Annotated in this window: 18 protein-coding genes; 5 read left to right on the top strand and 13 right to left on the bottom strand. The window is 47.3% G+C overall.

What is annotated here, in order from left to right; genetic code table 11:
- Positions 1 to 56: 56 nt before the first annotated feature.
- The 5 genes from NLX73_RS16960 to NLX73_RS16940 are packed head-to-tail and all read right to left on the bottom strand — an operon-like array spanning position 57 to position 4,393.
- Entirely contained in the window at positions 57 to 1,142 is a 1,086-nt protein-coding gene (locus NLX73_RS16960; RefSeq protein ID WP_254326768.1) for a hypothetical protein, read from the bottom strand.
- A gap of 37 nt (positions 1,143 to 1,179) precedes the next feature.
- Positions 1,180 to 1,425, bottom strand: coding sequence for an acyl carrier protein (locus tag NLX73_RS16955; protein WP_023990061.1), 246 nt, complete (start codon positions 1,423 to 1,425; stop codon positions 1,180 to 1,182).
- A gap of 17 nt (positions 1,426 to 1,442) precedes the next feature.
- Entirely contained in the window at positions 1,443 to 2,819 is a 1,377-nt protein-coding gene (locus tag NLX73_RS16950) for a preATP grasp domain-containing protein (RefSeq protein ID WP_250266565.1), read from the bottom strand.
- Between the two features lie 52 nt (positions 2,820 to 2,871).
- Complete coding sequence (locus NLX73_RS16945) at positions 2,872 to 4,065, bottom strand: radical SAM/SPASM domain-containing protein (RefSeq protein WP_061828875.1); 1,194 nt, start codon at positions 4,063 to 4,065, stop codon at positions 2,872 to 2,874.
- Positions 4,066 to 4,114: 49 nt separating this feature from the next.
- A complete protein-coding gene (locus tag NLX73_RS16940) occupies positions 4,115 to 4,393 on the bottom strand; it encodes an acyl carrier protein (RefSeq protein ID WP_013311713.1) in 279 nt (92 codons plus the stop codon).
- Between the two features lie 357 nt (positions 4,394 to 4,750).
- Between NLX73_RS16940 and NLX73_RS16935 the strand changes: the two genes are divergently transcribed.
- Genes NLX73_RS16935 through nagA form a run of 3 tightly spaced genes read left to right on the top strand, consistent with a single transcriptional unit; the run spans position 4,751 to position 7,564 of the window.
- Entirely contained in the window at positions 4,751 to 5,617 is an 867-nt protein-coding gene (locus NLX73_RS16935; RefSeq protein WP_254326767.1) for a MurR/RpiR family transcriptional regulator, read from the top strand.
- 1 nt (position 5,618) lies between these two features.
- Entirely contained in the window at positions 5,619 to 6,347 is a 729-nt protein-coding gene (gene nagB, locus NLX73_RS16930) for a glucosamine-6-phosphate deaminase (protein WP_254326766.1), read from the top strand.
- Positions 6,344 to 7,564 (top strand): N-acetylglucosamine-6-phosphate deacetylase, encoded by a 1,221-nt coding sequence (gene nagA / locus NLX73_RS16925; RefSeq protein ID WP_254326765.1) that lies wholly within the window; start codon positions 6,344 to 6,346, stop codon positions 7,562 to 7,564. Before nagB ends, nagA begins: the two co-directional genes overlap by 4 nt.
- Before the next feature lie 105 nt (positions 7,565 to 7,669).
- Here nagA and NLX73_RS16920 read toward each other — a convergent pair whose 3' ends face one another.
- Positions 7,670 to 8,647, bottom strand: a complete 978-nt coding sequence (locus NLX73_RS16920; RefSeq protein WP_254326764.1) for a YhcN/YlaJ family sporulation lipoprotein — start codon at positions 8,645 to 8,647, stop codon at positions 7,670 to 7,672.
- A 195-nt stretch (positions 8,648 to 8,842) separates the two neighbouring features.
- Here NLX73_RS16920 and NLX73_RS16915 point away from each other — a divergent pair, with 195 nt between their 5' ends.
- Positions 8,843 to 10,420: an esterase/lipase family protein gene (locus tag NLX73_RS16915; protein WP_254326763.1), complete on the top strand. Its 1,578-nt coding sequence runs from the start codon at positions 8,843 to 8,845 to the stop codon at positions 10,418 to 10,420.
- A gap of 115 nt (positions 10,421 to 10,535) precedes the next feature.
- On the opposite strand, the gene NLX73_RS16910 is transcribed toward NLX73_RS16915, so the two are convergent.
- The 3 genes from NLX73_RS16910 to NLX73_RS16900 all read right to left on the bottom strand — a co-directional run bounded on the left by NLX73_RS16910 (position 10,536) and on the right by NLX73_RS16900 (position 11,803).
- Positions 10,536 to 11,201, bottom strand: a complete 666-nt coding sequence (locus NLX73_RS16910) for a hypothetical protein (RefSeq protein ID WP_165179150.1) — start codon at positions 11,199 to 11,201, stop codon at positions 10,536 to 10,538.
- Positions 11,202 to 11,276: 75 nt separating this feature from the next.
- The gene (locus NLX73_RS25000; protein ID WP_081112418.1) at positions 11,277 to 11,504 is read right to left on the bottom strand and encodes a helix-turn-helix domain-containing protein; all 228 of its coding nucleotides are present in this window, start codon (positions 11,502 to 11,504) and stop codon (positions 11,277 to 11,279) included.
- Entirely contained in the window at positions 11,447 to 11,803 is a 357-nt protein-coding gene (locus tag NLX73_RS16900; protein ID WP_254326762.1) for a sigma-70 family RNA polymerase sigma factor, read from the bottom strand. The genes NLX73_RS25000 and NLX73_RS16900 overlap by 58 nt, the downstream gene beginning before the upstream one ends.
- Before the next feature lie 192 nt (positions 11,804 to 11,995).
- Between NLX73_RS16900 and NLX73_RS16895 the strand changes: the two genes are divergently transcribed.
- Positions 11,996 to 12,193 carry a YvrJ family protein gene (locus tag NLX73_RS16895; protein ID WP_223822138.1) on the top strand — a complete coding sequence of 66 codons (198 nt, stop codon included), beginning with the start codon at positions 11,996 to 11,998 and terminating at the stop codon, positions 12,191 to 12,193.
- Positions 12,194 to 12,266: 73 nt separating this feature from the next.
- On the opposite strand, the gene NLX73_RS16890 is transcribed toward NLX73_RS16895, so the two are convergent.
- Genes NLX73_RS16890 through NLX73_RS16875 form a run of 4 tightly spaced genes read right to left on the bottom strand, consistent with a single transcriptional unit; the run spans position 12,267 to position 16,433 of the window.
- On the bottom strand, positions 12,267 to 13,205 hold the full coding sequence (locus NLX73_RS16890; RefSeq protein ID WP_254326761.1) for a DUF4340 domain-containing protein: 939 nt from the start codon (positions 13,203 to 13,205) through the stop codon (positions 12,267 to 12,269).
- Positions 13,202 to 14,593, bottom strand: coding sequence for a GldG family protein (locus NLX73_RS16885; RefSeq protein WP_254326760.1), 1,392 nt, complete (start codon positions 14,591 to 14,593; stop codon positions 13,202 to 13,204). Before NLX73_RS16885 ends, NLX73_RS16890 begins: the two co-directional genes overlap by 4 nt.
- Positions 14,594 to 14,598: 5 nt before the next feature.
- Positions 14,599 to 15,321, bottom strand: a complete 723-nt coding sequence (locus NLX73_RS16880) for an ABC transporter permease (RefSeq protein ID WP_013311725.1) — start codon at positions 15,319 to 15,321, stop codon at positions 14,599 to 14,601.
- Positions 15,318 to 16,433, bottom strand: a complete 1,116-nt coding sequence (locus NLX73_RS16875) for an ABC transporter ATP-binding protein (protein ID WP_250260515.1) — start codon at positions 16,431 to 16,433, stop codon at positions 15,318 to 15,320. Before NLX73_RS16875 ends, NLX73_RS16880 begins: the two co-directional genes overlap by 4 nt.
- Between the last annotated feature and the right edge of the window lie 34 nt (positions 16,434 to 16,467).

Genomic DNA, 16,467 nt, shown 5'->3' with positions numbered 1-16,467 from the left:
CCCCTCCTCTTTCCTCTGTGCAGGACACCTGTGTCTGATACGGCCGAATGCTTGGCCTACTCGGCTGCTTGCTCTGCTAAAATCATCAGTTCCTCCAGCATATGCCGCTGTCTTTCAATTAAATGCAAAGCTCGTTCCGTAATTTCAGGCATCCGATGCTTGCGCAGTTGAAGCCCTGTTTTGTAAATATGCAGATTAAGCTTGTGCCAATCCGCGTACAGCCCCTGTGCCAATTCAATTACATGCTGTGTTTGTGGCCCCAGCGTAGCTTGATGCAGCAGGCAATAATCAGCTGTATAATCCGTCAAATGAAGGGCACTGCCCAATCGCAGATTGTAATAGATTTCATGACAGTACGTCCGAAAATCCTGATCCTCCATGTCTGCCAACAGACGGAAGTCACCGACAAATGCCCGGTACCCTTCATCTCCCCGCTTGACCTGCTTGCCTGTTACAGCTTTCCCCGTTTGGCTTTCCGACTCATTAGACGTGGGTACGCCTCTCCAGATGGCTTCGTGTCCAGTCAAATACTGTCGAATATGATGAGCACACGCAGCATGCATCTCACTTGGCGAAAGCGGGGCAGGCTGCTCCACCAGCCATGCATACTCAATAATGCCCTGCATCAGATCGTCGAGCCGAGCTGAGCCCACATAAGTCATGGCATGTCCCGAGGAATCGAGCAGGAAGCTATCATTCACCTGTGCTGTCCGTTCTTGCAAGTCCAACCCGCACAACTCAATCACGTGGCCCCTTGGGTAATTTTTCACATATACATCGTGATAGGTTAAAGCGGTGCTCGACGTATGCAGCATGGTACCGTAGCCCGATGTGAGTACCCGCAACAGGTCGGTTTCATCACTGACACCAGCGACCCACGGTTCCACCCGAATAACAGGTCCGCCACTGGCTGCCATTTCTTGAAGCTGCTCTGGATATTTCTCAGGTCCGAAGCGCTTCAAATCTCCACCATACTCTGCGCACATACTCCCACACAGCATGAATAGCTCGGATTCGGCCATGTTCACCCCGTACCTCCGCAATGAGGTACGCAGGGAAGAATATACACAATGTTTCCCTGGAAGAGCGTTTGCCACTTCTTCTGCACCATAGTCCACAACGGAATCATGACGAGTCTCCATATCGGATCCCTGCATCAACCTTGTCTTTTCGGCGCCCTTATGCATATTTGCCCAGCAGACGCTCAATGCCTTGCAGTGTAGATAGATGCTCCAGCACTAGATCGTCGTCCTCCATCGTAATATCAAGCTCATTTTCCAACTCTACAATTAATTCCACAGCGGATAAGGAATTCAGCCCCAAGGTTCGCAGATCCTGATCCGGAGTCAACTGTTCCAGCTCTCCCGGAGCCAGCTTCAAAATCTTTTCCAGCAAGGGTACTACATGGTATACATCTGTTTTCATTTTTGATTCCCTCCAATTTATGAGCATCCTAATCCAGCAATGATACCTTCCAATTTGTGCGCATACGCATCAGCTTCCTGCCAGCTGTCTGCCAAAATAAGTGTGAAAATTCGGTTCACATAGCCCCGCTTCACAGGAATACCAGACAATGTACCCGCCGTATACACAAACACCCCTTCTGGACGTTCGGGCGTATAGAGCAAGCCCTCCTCTGCGAGCAACCCGCACAAGCGGCTGTAGGTGAGAGGTGTAGCAGTAACGTTGCGGTAATAACGGGATAATGTTTTATGCTGTTCTCCCAGGACGGATGACAGGAATGAAATATAGGTAGATAACGTAAACCTACCGTTAATCTCAATGACTGGAACCAGCAAACCTTCTTCGTCAACAAAACCGTCAATAGAGGCCATTCCTGTGTACCCAATGGAATAGAGATACGTACCCAGCTGGTAGGCGCAACGTCTCACTTCTTCCTCCAGCGCATCGCCAATCTCAGCCGGCACTTGAGATCCGATATATACGGTGCCATCCACGTTTTGTCTTTTTAGCGAAAACATCGTCACCCCACCGCCCTCGTCAATGCAGAGCTGGTAGTTCAGATCCATCTGCTTATTGTGCCAGCGCTCCACAAGCCAGCCGCCGGAAGATGGAGACGAGCCGCCAAAGCGCCTCATCACACTCAGCAGCGTGTCCAGCTTGGACAGCTCGTCCAGCATATACATGCCTTGTCCCGAGGCACCGTGTGGCTGCTTGATAATCAGCTTCACAGGTCCATCCGATAAGTCAGCCAGTCTGGCACACTCCCTGCGGATCGCCGATTCGTCTGCACATACAGCGCCTTCGCTGACAGCAAAACCAAGCTTTTGCGCGGTCAGGCGGCTGAATATTTTATCATTCACCTGAGCACTGACCGCGGATGGAGCGCCGATCAGCTCCAGCCCGCAAAGCTCCGCGATCGCTTCCTCCTGCGGTGTGACCGCATAGGGGACGAGCCACGCTTTGGCTCCGCCGCTGCTGTGGCCTGCATCTGCAACCGTACGCAGTCGTGCCAAAAGCGCCTCATCCGCCAGCACCAGCTCTGAGATCGGCGTTAGCGGATCAGAAGGCTCCGGCACCTCAATACGCGGCAGGCTAAAGCCCAACCGTTGAAGCATGTCCAGAAACGCCTCATCCGGCTGTTCCCGAAGTACAATGACATCCTGACTTCGACATAGCAGGAGATTCATTTCCTCCATCCGATTTACGACTTGCTGTTCATCCCGGTCTACCATGCCCCCCTTGCGGGGGGATGGATGCCACACTTGCTCTGCGCCGATATTAAACAGCCAAATCAGGACTCCATGGTCCCGTTCATGCGCAAGCGCTTCCACAAGGTTAATAGTTTTAGTCGTCACGTCTTGTCATCCCTCTCTCTTCCATCCAGTAACAAACAACATCCATAGAAAACTAAATGTACTTCAGAGAGCCTGCCCCATGCAGATACAATACGCTGCATTTGGAGCACACCGGAGTCAATCCTTCATGATTAATCTTTTGACGAGTTTTCTCATACGCATCCGAGTTCCATATCTCCTTCAGACTATGCTCACGCATGCTTCCAATCGTGAATTCACTGAAAAATTTGCAAGGCATGACCTTCCCGTCTGGTAAAATATCTGTTCTGGAGGTGAGCGCCAAACAATGATTGGAACAACGACTGACCATTTCCTCGCCATGGATAAATTTATCAATTTCCTCATAATCCAAACCAGGCTGATAGCGCACGCGAATGTTCCATACTCGCTCATTGATCCGCTGTAGTTCCTGCATCAGAGGATCGATGTTATCCGGGTTGATTTTATATTTGAAAGCATGCCAGCTACTAATATTTTTTTCTTCAAGTTGTCGGAGCCAGGAGAAATTACGTGTAAAATATTCATCCATTTTGAGGGAGGTTTCTTTGGAAATGTACCAGGGGAACGTCAGCAGCACCAGATCCAGCCTTTTGTCCTCCAGCATTTGCAGAAATTCGTACATCCGTCCGATCATGTTATCGTTAATGACCGCATGGACAGTTACCCGTCCCTTGTACAATCCCTGGTCGCGCAGTTCAATCAGCTTATCCATTTGCCGCATTGTTTTTTGAAAGGTGCCTTTACCGCGAATTAGATCGTGTTCTCTTTCAAAACCTTCAATCGCTATTAATAACTCCAGATTTTCGGACAAATCCAAAATCCGGTCCAAATATTTATCAATAAGTAACCCATTTGTACAAAAGGTCATTTCGCGCCGATCTTCCGCCAGCACGTCCAAAATTTCATCAAAACGTCGATGAAACATCGGTTCGCCGCCCCACATGTACAGTCTGGACTTGGCTTCCTTGGTTTCGCTCAAAATTTGCCGGAGCATGTCCGGAGCAAGATCCATGTTTTGTTCTTCTTTATCCATTTGATGATGGTAGCCTTCCTCGTTCCATTCAAAGCAGTGTGTACATCTCAGGTTGCAGCGGTTAGTCAGCTTAATGCCGATCGTCTGGGGCATGTCCGTTTTGAAAGTAGGGTCCTGTGTGGCGTTACGGTAAGATACAGAAGCGTTTTTCAGGTTACGCTTGATGAGCTTGAACGCTTTCTCATCAATCAGCACATTGCTTTTGGGCTGCATGCTAACACCTCGTTTAATGGATTTTCAGGCACATGTACCTAGCTGTACGTCAGACCGTCTCCATTCCCTCCAGATGCGGCGCTTGTTCCGCATCGCTGATCCCCTGAATGTAGCTGCAAAACGCATCTACCGAGCTCAAATGCTCTAGCTCAAAGGAATCAAAATCAATCTCCACATCAAACGCATCCTCTACTTGCAGCATGAAATGAACCAACTGCAACGAATCCAGTCCCGCATCATGAATAATGTCCGAATGTCCATCCAGCTTAGCGACCAGTTCAGGATCTTCCTTAACCGCGCTGATCATTTCAATCACTTGGCTTTGCATAGCAAACTCCTCCTTGTGAATGAGATTCTGTTCGTTCCACCCAACGATGCCCTCTGCAAAGAAAGCTCCTAGAAAAATTCCTTCACTGGAACTTTATTCAATTATACTCCTCCAATGAAGAGACAAGTCAATAGGTTGTTTTGTAAGTAAAACTCGCAATATGTAAATTAATGTATGATAACTTCTACAATTTTCGCTGGCTATTTTTTCGCAAAATCTAATAAAAATTCTTCTCACATCTCTTGCATGAGCAGCAGAATTATTTTACAATACACGTGAAAATGTTTTTCTTTATATTCTCCTTATATACGATACTTATTTTCACATAAACACTCTACAGCCAAAGGAGCACAGCTCATGTCCCCCATTCTTCATACATTAGCCCATAGACTGGAGCAGCTTCCCGTACAGGAGCGCAAGCTGGCGGAATCCATCCTGCAATCCCCGGAAGATGTGTTGCATCTGGGTATTCGGGAGCTGTCAGAGCGTTGTGGTGTAAGTGCGGCGACCGTTACGCGGTTTTGCAAATCACTACATTTTAAAGGCTATCCCGATTTCAAAATGAAGCTGGCCGCCGAGTTGTCTCATTCCAACCGTAATGGTGAAGAATCCTATCAGGATATTGTCGCCGGAAATTCACTTTCCCGAATCGTGCAGGCTATTCAGGCGAACCATACCGCATCCATTGCAGACACGACCCGACTGCTGGATTTCAACAAGCTGGAGCAGGCCATTGCATGGCTGTCAGCCACGAGCCGCATTGATCTTTATGGCATGGCGACATCGTCGATTGTGGCCCAGGATTTTTACCAGAAGCTCATCCGTATTGGCAAGAACAGCACTGCCTTTGCAGATTCCCATATGCAGATCACCTCTGCCTCCTCGCTCGGAGCGGAAGATGTCGCCTTTGCCGTCTCTTATTCAGGGGAAACCCAGGAGACCATTGCGGCTCTACGCTGTGCAAAGGAACAGGGGGCCAAGACACTATCCCTAACCTCCTTCGGAAACAATACGCTGGCAGGCCTTGCCGATATAGCGCTATTTTCCTCTTCATTGGAGGAAGGAATGCGACGTGGGGATATGGCCTCTCGCATCGCCCAGCTTCATATTATAGATATTCTGTTTACAGGTATGGTGAGCGCGGATTTTGACAAATATATTCCAAGATTGGAAGGTTCATATCAACAAGTGAGCAAGCTCAAAAAACAACCAGGGGGTCACTAAGATGAACATACGCATTTTGAACAGCCGTGAAGACCTGAACGCTACTGCCGCCGCTGTGATCGCTAGCTTGCTGCTATCCAAACCACAGGCCATGCTTGGCCTGGCCACCGGTAGTACGCCGATTGGCATTTACCAATATCTTGCAGATATGTACCGCAAGGAACAGGTCAGTTTTGCACGCGCCTATTCCGTGAATCTTGATGAATATGTTGGTCTTCCCCCAGAACATCCGCAGAGCTATCGAAGCTTTATGAATGAGCACTTGTTCCAGCATATCGACATTCCCATATCCCATACACGTGTTCCTAACGGGAATGCACTAGATCTGACAGCAGAATGTGCAGCGCACGAGCAGGCTATTCTGGATCATGGCCCCGTGGATCTGCAGTTGCTTGGCATTGGTCATAATGGGCATATCGGCTTTAACGAACCCGGTCACAGCTTGGCTGGAGCCACACATGTTGTAGATTTGAAAGAAAGTACGCGCTCAGCGAATGCTCGATTTTTTGGCGAAATAGATGCTGTACCCAGGCAAGCAGTTACGATGGGAGTAGGCACGATTCTTAAGGCGAAGCAAATTATACTGGTGGCTTTTGGTGCGGATAAGGCCGACATTATAAAGCAGGCTTTAACTGGACCTGTCACGACTGAGTGTCCGGCTTCTTTGCTGCAATGTCACCCCAACGTACTTATTTTACTGGATCAGAAAGCGGGAGGATGGTTCAATTGAAGTCAGATGAAATGAGTGGTAACGTACCCCAGCTACTGTACGGGCAAGTTGTCGTTGGAAATGACATCATTGAAAAAGGGGTTGTCGTCATTGAGGGGCAGTCCATTGTTTATGCTGGTTCCGAGGGAAATTTGCCCGCCGATTGGACAGCGGTAGTCTTGGCAAATCAGGAAGAAAGTGCAGCGAGAGCGGTAAAAATTGTGCGTCTGGAAGGAGGCTATCTGCTACCAGGCTTTATTGATATTCATGTTCACGGCGGTAACGGTGAGGACTTTATGGACTCCAGTCCAAAGGTGCTGGATACGATCACCTCCTTTCACGGTTCACAAGGAACGACGGCCATGCTGGCTACCACCATGACCGCGCCCAAGGAACAGATTGACCGAGTATTGAGTGAAGTTCACGCTTATATGGCACTACCTATGCCCTATGCTCAGTTGGAGGGCGTACATCTAGAAGGGCCGTTCATCAGTCCGAACTGGCCGGGAGCGCAAAACCCGGAACATATCGTGCCACCGAATCTCTCATGGGTGGCAGAATGGGAGCAGCGCTTTCCAGGCCTTGTTCGCCAGCTCACGCTTGCGCCCGAACGGGAAGGAGCGCTGGAACTGATTGCATGGCTTTGCAGCCATGGCATTACCGCGGCTCTCGGTCATACAGATGCTACGTATGAAGAGGTTGAACAGGCAGCGACGGCGGGGCTGAACCATGCGGTGCATGCGTTTAATGCTATGACTCCGCTGCATCATCGCAAGCCGGGAGCCGCCGGAGCCGTACTTGCTGATCCGCGCATTGAAGCAGAAATCATCGCGGACGGCATTCATGTGCATCCCGCCGCCATTTCCCTGCTCGCTAGGTTAAAGCAGGATCATAATCTCATTCTCATCACAGATGCCATGTCTGCTACTGGTCTGGAAGACGGGAAATATACGCTCGGCGATTTGCCGGTGATCGTGCAGGGCGGTGTAGCACGACTGGAGGATGGGGTCACTTTGGCAGGAAGCACACTAACGATGATTGAAGGCTTCCGCTATTTGGTTCAACATGTGGGTATGAGTATTCCCGCGGCATCACAAATGGCCAGCCTGAATCCGGCTCGATCCTTGCACATTGCTGATCGTACAGGTTCGCTTGAAGCAGGTAAACAAGCAGATATCCTGTTACTGGATGGAGACTTAAAGCTGCAAGGTGTATGGATTAAAGGATTGCGCAAATAATTCAGTTATAGTTATCATTCCCCAAAACTAAAGAGCTATCCACCAGCGTATTCGCTGAGATGGATAGCTCTTTCTTTGGCATTGCACACACTTATAGGGTTTGAATTAGCGATGATTCATCGGCGCGGGCGTATGATTTTGTGGACGTGTGGGTGCTGTATTTTCCATTGGACGGTTTGTATCAGCCGCCGAGGTCGGGAATACACGTTCAATCACATCCACCATTTGATTGCTCAAGCCTCTAATCGGATGACCATTTTGCACACTGTGTGTAAAGTCAGTGGCTTGTTTGACAAAGTCCGGGTTAGCGGATACATGTACCTGTTCAATCGAAGGTGCAAATTGCTTAACTTTATTCGCGATACGGCTCTTGACTGCATCACTTGGTTCATATGCAGTTCTTGCTCCCTCGATTGTGGTGTTTCCGTTATCTCCGCGATTGTTGTCCGTCAAGCCACGCAACATACCGTACGAGCCTGTACCCATCGTACCGAATAAACCGTCATCACGACGCGCAGGTGTTCCATTCCCGGTAACTCCATTTCCGGCAACTCCATTGTCTGTCATTCCAGGCGTCGTAGTATCCGTAGTACGGTTTCCTCTAGTGCCATTAACGCCATTCACACTCGGTACATTACCGTTACGTCCAATACTATTAGCACTTGGAGTACCGTCAATACTTGGAGCACCGACACCTGTTCCGTTGGCTTGGTCTTTCAAGGAAACGGCTACATAGGCATGTCGTTCACCGACCAGCACTGTCGCAGACTTTACATCCGGCATCTCAGATATACGTTTGGACAAATTGCGATCGACTTGCAGATTACGGACTGGATGTCCGGTTCGGTTGCCATTTTCATTTAATGACATCCCGTCCATACCATTGGACTTAACCCCATAACGATTCACACCATCCATACCATTACGGTTCACACCATCCATATGATGTGTGCTTTGCGCGTTATAGCGTGTACTGTTCGTACGAACGTTATGATCGGCATTTCCGCACCCGGTCAAAGCAGCCATACTGGCGAGTAAAGCAGCAGAAATCGTAAAACTGATGACCTTCTTAGTTCCTGGCATGAACTCATCCTCCATACATTATAAAATGTGTGACGAGATTATCATGCGCTATGAATCATAGGGATATCCTGACTAAAAAATGACTAAAAAAATAAAATTTTAATGTAAATATGAAATACAATTGATGATTTACCACAAGATGGCATGTATAATAAGCTTGAAAAATACTTTATTTTACAAAGGAGGATTTTCAGTTTGAAAAAGATCACTGTTTTGATGCTCATTTTTTTGTTATCAGTTACCCTTGTACCCGTCGGCGCTTTTGCAGGCTCCACTACCCCCCAACCCCCAAAAGATCCCGCCGGAAGCTGGGCAGAAGGCCCACCACCTAATCGCGTTGATCCTGCCAAACCTGCATTATTATTCGTACATGGTTTAAACAGTAGCGCTGAAGTCTGGACCAAAAATAATAACGACATGCTTCATCGTGCACGTGACGCCGGATACCAGACGGCCACCATTAATCTGTACGATACAAATGGTACATCCCAGGATATGTGGGACAATGGTAAGCTTTTAGCCGACAAAATCAAGGTCATCAGTAACCACTTTGGAAAAAAGCTCATTGTCATCGCCCACAGCAAAGGTGGAGTGGATACTCAAACCGCTCTCGTATATAACGGAGCTGCTCCTTATGTTCAACGTGTCATCACCCTCAGCAGTCCCCATCATGGCTCACAACTTGCAGATCTCGCCTACAGCAGCTGGGCCGGATGGCTGGCAGACATCGTCGGCTCACAAAATCCCGGCACCTCCACTTTACAAACATCTTATATGAAGTATTTCCGATCCAAGACCGATGCACTCAGCAACGCAACTACAATTCCATTCTTCACGTTTGCTGGTGATAACTGGTCTGACGGCACTGCTTCCTACATACTCGGCGGACTTTACCTCTCAACCTTTGGTAAAAATGATGGGGTGGTCACAGTCGACAACGCTAAGCTCCCCGGCGGACGTGTAGTTAAAATCGGATCTTGGGATCATGCCAAGGTTCGTACCGGTTCTTACGTCTTCTCCCTGATCCAACCCTACCTCCAAGCGAACACTCCAGCATTGAATCAGGAAACTGAAACACTCTCAGCATCTTCCCTGACTGCTTCTGCTGTACAATCCACCTATAACGAGATCGATAATTCATACTTTATCCGAGGCGGCGATTATAATGGAAAAGCCTCAGAAACCCTCACTGTTGAAAATGGTGTCAAATCCATTGATCTGGACTGGATCAGCGATAAACGTGTGAGTAAGCTGGAACTAACCAAGCCTGACGGTACCAGTGAAATTATTAATCTGAAAGCAGGCTATGATGACGATATTTTTGCTGGTGCCTGGCATCATAACGCCGTCATTCAAAATCCAAAACCGGGCACCTATAAACTGAACGTCACAGTTCCTGATCAAGGAGCATATCTCCTGATTGCACGTTACCAGGCTGTTCAAGTTCCAGAGCTGAAATACAATCTGAATGCAGTGGGCCCGAAGCTAAACCTGAAACCACAGGATTCCCCGGACAGCGTTACACAAGTTACCTACCAAGTTCAATATTATGGTGATCCGCAGCAAGGAGTCACTTCTGCCTCCAAAGGTTTGACGGTACAGCAAAAAACCGTTAACCCTACCGGACAAATAGAGCTATCCAAAGCGGACAAGCCCGGCATCTATTCTGTAACCTATGAAATTAGCGGCACCACAGAGGCAGGTTATCCGTACCGTCGCACAGCTGTTCAATCCATCTATATTGATGCTGACGGCAATAAGTATGTTGACTAAATAAATCTACAACCTAAAAAGCCTGCGAACCCCTACATATATGGGGCGTTTGCAGGCTATTATTCATTACAAAACTTCTTGATAGTGGTAATACTTTGTAATCCCATTCTTGTGTTCAATCGGTTGTTTGATTCTGATTCCTCAGCTTATGAAGCCAATAGTAGCGGTGTAAATCCATAATAAAATGGAAAAGAACAAATGCCAGCATGGAGTATACACTGATCAATACTGTGGCAACTAATTGTTGTGTAGCAAATCCGAGGGAAACATTAGCTATCAGATAACCAGCCCCAGTAAATGTGGTGATCGTCACTACAGGCGCTCTCTTGTTTTTTTCCTTAACTTTTGGTTTCTTCTTATGCTTTGAAGGATCTTTGAATTTCGCCAAATTATATTTTATAAAGGAATACAAGGCGACTCCATAAAGGGCAAAGGAACCTATAAAATACCATGAAGTATCCAGACCCAACATGCCATAAGCAAACTTTTGTGTCATGATCATGAAGCCCATAGAACAAATCAAACCAAATACACCACGGAATAAAATGTAATTCAACTGCAATTTGCGTGGCATGATGACCAGTACTAGAGCCCAAATGTTTATCATAACAATCGGTGGCAACAGTACATAAACGTAAACGGCAATGTATGGATTTCCCACTAAGGGGATAACCAGAAACAGATCTAACAGTAATAAAACAAGAATGATGACATTGGAACGAATACTGTTGACTGGGTACATCTTCATACTTTTCTCAAAAGAAGCCCTGTTATCACTCATAAACTTATAAGCCCTCCGTTAAATAAGTAAACCTACGGATAAGGATAGCCAAGGCTATATCCATTGTCCACTTTTCTATTGAACTGTTTTTAACTCTTGTCGCAGTTCTTCTATAAAATCAGTCACAATGCTTTGGACAGCATCTTCACGGGACATACGGATATACCGACTGGTCTTTTGAATGTCTTCCTCGAACAATTGAAGTATCCTATACATGGCCTCCTGATCTCCACTTCGTACTAATTTTAGCAATTGGACGAACTCAGCATCCGAAATAACTCTTTGAGCATTTTCTTTTTCCATTTATTCACCGCCTGTTGGGATAGCTTTAACTCTTTTGCAATCTGTGCTTCGGTTTTATCTAGTATGTAAAGGTCAAAGATGATCATTTTTCCGATCTCAGAAGATAGAGAGTTGATAAGCTGTAATGTGTACATATTAGAGTTTGAAGATTCTGTAAAAGATGGGGCGCTGACGGCTTCGTTCTTTTCCATTACAAATTCATGATTGGTTTGTACCCGAGCACGATACTGGATTCTCCAGGCAATGCGGTACAGCTTCTTTCGATATTGTTCTACCAATGTTAGCTGATACTGATCCATTGTAAATCACCCTTTCTCTTTGGATTTGACTTTTTCTAATCCTCATACTATAGGGTAATTTCCAAACCTATTTTACAACCAAAATCAGAACACTTGTTCTTATTTATTATACTATTTTTACAATCAGTTGTATATGGTTCTTTTAATTTACCTTCCTTTATATATGGCTAAAAAGGAGGGAATACATTGCAAATGGATGATGCTCTTTCTCTGGTTACCAACGTAGGCTTTCCGGCTGGACTTTGTTTTATTTTGTTGCGGCACATCCTGCACACGATGGAGGAAAAGCTGGACAAGCTGGATCTCTCACTTCATGAGCTGATTCAGGTTATCCAAGAATTAAACGACACTAACAATTCTTCTTCCAAAAGCAGCAAACCTGACGAGTAACGAACACAAAGAAGCTCCAGACGACGATCATCCGCCGTTGGAGCCTCTTTGTGCGCTAATTTAATTCTAATGATTATTTTCCAGTCTGAGCTTGGTCGTGTCCATTCTGTTCAGCACGGTTCACGTCAGATACTGACAGACCATAAGCCCAGTTACTTTGTGGCGGTACAATCCATACGGTATCTGGATCATCGTTAAGCGTCCAGCCCTGATAGACCAGCTGGGAATCATCCTTACCCAGCGATACGCTCAGCGTAAAGCGGTGAACAGGCTTGTTCAGCTCAGAGGCTTTGCGCAAGGCCTGACTGCTGGCCAGGTTTTTGATTTGCTGTGAGAGGGAAGTCGCCGTGTCACTGGCTACTGACTTTCCGTTCAGCGTCCAAGATGTGGAAGCACTGTCTCCGGTTCCGCTGTTACCGGAGGATTTGAGCATCCATGAAGCATTTTGGCCTTCCCACTCTATTCCGCTCAGCTTGGTATCGTCCCAATCGAACGGCGTTGTATCTATAAAATCATCAGCACCCAGCAACAACCCTGAAAGTGTATCGATAGGTACAGAAGCTATCTCTTTTTTGTCTGATAATACATAAACAGCCTCTCCGGAAGGCAACGTTTCACCGAAGGCAAAGGTACGAACGTCACCCTTCTTGGTCTTAATCTCAATCTGATCATTGGTAGCGCTGATCCCATATTTGGCTACATCTTTAGGAGAAGATTCGACCACTTCACCCAACTTTACATTTTGAATCGCCGCTAGCCAATTGTCTATTGTATATTGGTTTAATGGGTAAGTCCGTGGCTTGCTCATACTCCATTGACCATCATGTTGTTCAAGTTCCACCGACTTGCCGTCCTTTCCAGTGATCGCGAAAGACGTAATATCCCCTTGCGTAAGCTGAACCAGCTGGCGAGCCGCCGGCGCTTGTTCACGAAAGAAGTTTTGGCTCTTTGCATAGATTATACCCGCTCCCAATACAACTAACAGTAGCACTGTGGGTATCCATTTTCTCATGCTCTTCTTCGCCTCCACCATAATAAGATTCCGATGACCGCGAACAGCAACGGCAATCCGATGACAGATATGGTCAATATCGTTTTCGCTTGTGCAGGAGTCAAGTAAGCTACCTTATAATCCTGCTCCTGACGAGGACGAATGGTGAGTCCATCAGAGTGTTCCTGCACATAATTCAGACTGTTCAGCACAAAGTCTCGATTGCCTCCTGTGCTGATCTCAGTGTCGCTTAAGAGGGCGGACGTTCCGAGAATAACGGCTTTGGGCTTGCCTTCTTTCCCTTCTACCGCATAACCGAGATTCAGCGGCCCCTGCGGGTCCTTGTCATCCTTCTGCGTTTCGTTGTTCAGCAGTCCTTGGATATTCGTTTCACCATAGCTGGCTGCAGAAGATTTCATCAAAAGCGTCGTCTTCCAATCCTTCTGCTCTCCTGCCTGCAAAGCAATAGACAGTGAAAGAACCGGGTACAGATTGGAAGCCGCCAACTTATCGGTGATCGCATGACTGCCGAAGGTAGGAACCGTCCATAGAGGTCCAAGTGTATTCGTCTGTTCCTGATCCACCACGATGGCATGAGTGTCCTTCACTCCATAATCAGCTGCTAATGCATCAAGGTTTTTCCAATCGGACCCCATGTTCGGGTGAAAGCCTAGTGCCATAAAAAGCTTTCCTCCATCATTCAGATACGTACGAATACTCTTCAGTTCCGTTGCACTGATATCACGTTCTGGTCCGACAATAGCCAATACAGACGCATCTTTGGGCACGCTACCCGCCTGATTAAGCTGAACTTCCTCTGTTTTCACATTATCTTGTGACAGTGAGCTGCTTAATTCAGTCATTTGGGACAATGGGATTTCCTCATGTCCAGTTAGAAAGACCACTTTCCCTTGACGGGTAGATGATAATCCCAGCAGTCCACTAGTCAGCTTTTCTTCCCCGGTAAATTGGTATGCCCCTTCACCACTCCCCTGAGCTTGCGTAAATAGACTCCCAATATCTATAACCCGCTTCTTCTCCCCCTGCACCAACACAATAGATGCTGAAGTAACACCATATTGCTTGGCCAGTAACGGTTCCTGATTCAGATCGTATTGTTCGACCTTGAGCTTGTTGTTACGCTTGGCATATTCATTCAGCATGTCCGTAACATCCCGGTTCAGCTTCTGATTTTGTGAAGTAGATACGGTAAAAGCAATGAGCCGTACGTCTTCCTTTACACCTTGGATGGTCGTCAACGTTTGGTCAGACAGCGTATACTGCTTGCCTGCCGTCAGATCCAGTTGAAAGCCACCCAACGACCGCAGAAATAACGTCAATAAAATAAAAATCCCTACAGCAGCAATCGATAGTACCACACTATTGGTATGACCCAGCCATTTTTTCATATTCATTACCTCCACCGTTTCCGTTCAACCACCTGGATGCTGAATAGCAAAAAGAGCACCGCCACTGTCACGTAGTACATCACATCGGCTCCATTCAGCAATCCTTTGGTAAAACTGTCAAACCGTGCGGTTAGTGAAAAAGGTTCCAGCCATTGCTGTACCGCCGCAGATGCACCCGTCTGTCCACCAAACGAATCCAGCATCCAGAACACAAGTAAAATAATAAAACCGACGACCGCTGACATCATCTGATGCTGTGAAAGCGTCGAAGCGAATAAGCCGATCGCCATCATGGCTGCGCCAAGCATAAATAGACCGATCACAGATGTAAATACCAGTGTCCAATCCAGCGACCCATAAAAGGACATCACGACCGGATACGCTAGACTGCACAGCACTAATATGAGCAACATCCCCAGCGACGCCAAAAATTTACCCACGATCATTTCCGTCACACTCACAGGGGAGGTAAGCAGCAGTTCATCCGTACCTTGCCTGAATTCCTCCGCAACCAGCCTCATCGTGAGTAATGGGACGACGAACACCAGCATGGACAAGGTGTCACCGAGTACCAGCCGATAGTCCAGAATGCTAGGCTGATACATAACAAAATTTGTATAAAAAAGTAACCCCGTCAGCAGCATGTACACTGCAAGCGCAAAATAGGTCGTTGGTGTCCACAGATAGGCTTGCAGCTCTTTTTGACAGACCGCGAACAAACGCCTCATGACCGATTACCTCCTGTATCCTTATCTTCTTCAGCCTTATCGTCGCCGGATGCAGCATCTCCATGCTCCACCGTGATAGCCGTAGGGGCTGCATTCTCCGAGGAATGTAGATCTTGTACTGCTGGATCGCTGACCTGACCTTCTTCCGTCTCGCGGGTCGTTAACTGCTGGAAGATATTTTCCAAGCTAAGGCTTTCTTTTTTCATCTCCAAAATCGGAAGCTTCGCATCAGACAGCACATAAAATAGTTCTTCGCGAAAATCCTCACCGGAGGCTCCTGTGAGTAGCAATTCGGTCATATCTGGCTCTGCGGCAGTCAGCTTCGTGTTCGCTGGAGGCTGCGTGGCCGCCATAGATTCAACCTCTACTTTTCCCCAAGTACGCAGGACATCCAGCACCTGCTCACGCTTCCCTCTGACCTCCACCTTCACCTTGAATCCATCTTCCATCGAACCGCCGAGCGCGTCAGGGCGCCCATCCATGACCAGCTTCCCTTCATGGATGATGAGAACACGATTGCATAACGCATCCACCTCAGGCAATATATGCGTACTTAGCAATACCGTATGATTTTCGCCAATCTCCTGAATGAGCTGACGAATCTCCAAAATCTGATTGGGGTCCAAACCCGAAGTCGGTTCATCCAACACCAGTAAATCCGGGTTATGAATAATCGCACCTGCCAGTCCCAAGCGCTGTTTATACCCTTTGGACAAACTGCGGACTAATTGTTTTTCCCGCCCATTCAGTCCTAGCCTGGACATCATCTCCGAAATACGCAGCTTCTGCTCTCTCGCAGGCACATCACGAATACTAGCTACAAACTTCAAATAGGATCTTACGGACATATCCTCATACAAAGGGGGAGTCTCCGGCAGATAACCGATTTTGGAACGGGCCTGTCTGCCCTTATCCTGAATCGGGATACCATCAATCGTAATCACTCCCTCGTTGGGTTGAAGATATCCTGTAATCATGCGCATCGTCGTCGTTTTACCCGCACCATTCGGCCCCAGGAAACCAACAATTTCACCGCGCTGCATTTCAAAATCCAGCTTATGTACACCCCGGTTGCCCTCATACCACTTGCTCACCTGCTGCACTTTGAGCACATGTTCCACCCTTTCCTTTATCGTAATCTTCTCC

Origin of the sequence: Paenibacillus sp. CH40 (genome assembly GCF_024213605.1) — a bacterium.
GTDB lineage: Bacteria > Bacillota > Bacilli > Paenibacillales > Paenibacillaceae > Paenibacillus > Paenibacillus polymyxa_B.
This window is presented reverse-complemented; position numbering and strand designations above follow the sequence as displayed.

Bases quoted from the DNA above. Each gene is read 5' to 3' on its own strand.
- NLX73_RS16960 (WP_254326768.1), bottom strand. From the start codon at position 1,142: ATGGAGACTCGTCATGATTCCGTTGTGGACTATGGTGCAGAAGAAGTG.
- NLX73_RS16955 (WP_023990061.1), bottom strand. From the start codon at position 1,425: ATGAAAACAGATGTATACCATGTAGTACCCTTGCTGGAAAAGATTTTG.
- NLX73_RS16945 (WP_061828875.1), bottom strand. From the start codon at position 4,065: ATGCAGCCCAAAAGCAATGTGCTGATTGATGAGAAAGCGTTCAAGCTC.
- NLX73_RS16940 (WP_013311713.1), bottom strand. From the start codon at position 4,393: ATGCAAAGCCAAGTGATTGAAATGATCAGCGCGGTTAAGGAAGATCCT.
- NLX73_RS16935 (WP_254326767.1), top strand. From the start codon at position 4,751: ATGTCCCCCATTCTTCATACATTAGCCCATAGACTGGAGCAGCTTCCC.
- nagB (WP_254326766.1), top strand. From the start codon at position 5,619: ATGAACATACGCATTTTGAACAGCCGTGAAGACCTGAACGCTACTGCC.
- NLX73_RS16920 (WP_254326764.1), bottom strand. From the start codon at position 8,647: ATGCCAGGAACTAAGAAGGTCATCAGTTTTACGATTTCTGCTGCTTTA.
- NLX73_RS16910 (WP_165179150.1), bottom strand. From the start codon at position 11,201: ATGAGTGATAACAGGGCTTCTTTTGAGAAAAGTATGAAGATGTACCCA.
- NLX73_RS25000 (WP_081112418.1), bottom strand. From the start codon at position 11,504: ATGGAAAAAGAAAATGCTCAAAGAGTTATTTCGGATGCTGAGTTCGTC.
- NLX73_RS16900 (WP_254326762.1), bottom strand. From the start codon at position 11,803: ATGGATCAGTATCAGCTAACATTGGTAGAACAATATCGAAAGAAGCTG.
- NLX73_RS16895 (WP_223822138.1), top strand. From the start codon at position 11,996: ATGGATGATGCTCTTTCTCTGGTTACCAACGTAGGCTTTCCGGCTGGA.
- NLX73_RS16890 (WP_254326761.1), bottom strand. From the start codon at position 13,205: ATGAGAAAATGGATACCCACAGTGCTACTGTTAGTTGTATTGGGAGCG.
- NLX73_RS16885 (WP_254326760.1), bottom strand. From the start codon at position 14,593: ATGAAAAAATGGCTGGGTCATACCAATAGTGTGGTACTATCGATTGCT.
- NLX73_RS16880 (WP_013311725.1), bottom strand. From the start codon at position 15,321: ATGAGGCGTTTGTTCGCGGTCTGTCAAAAAGAGCTGCAAGCCTATCTG.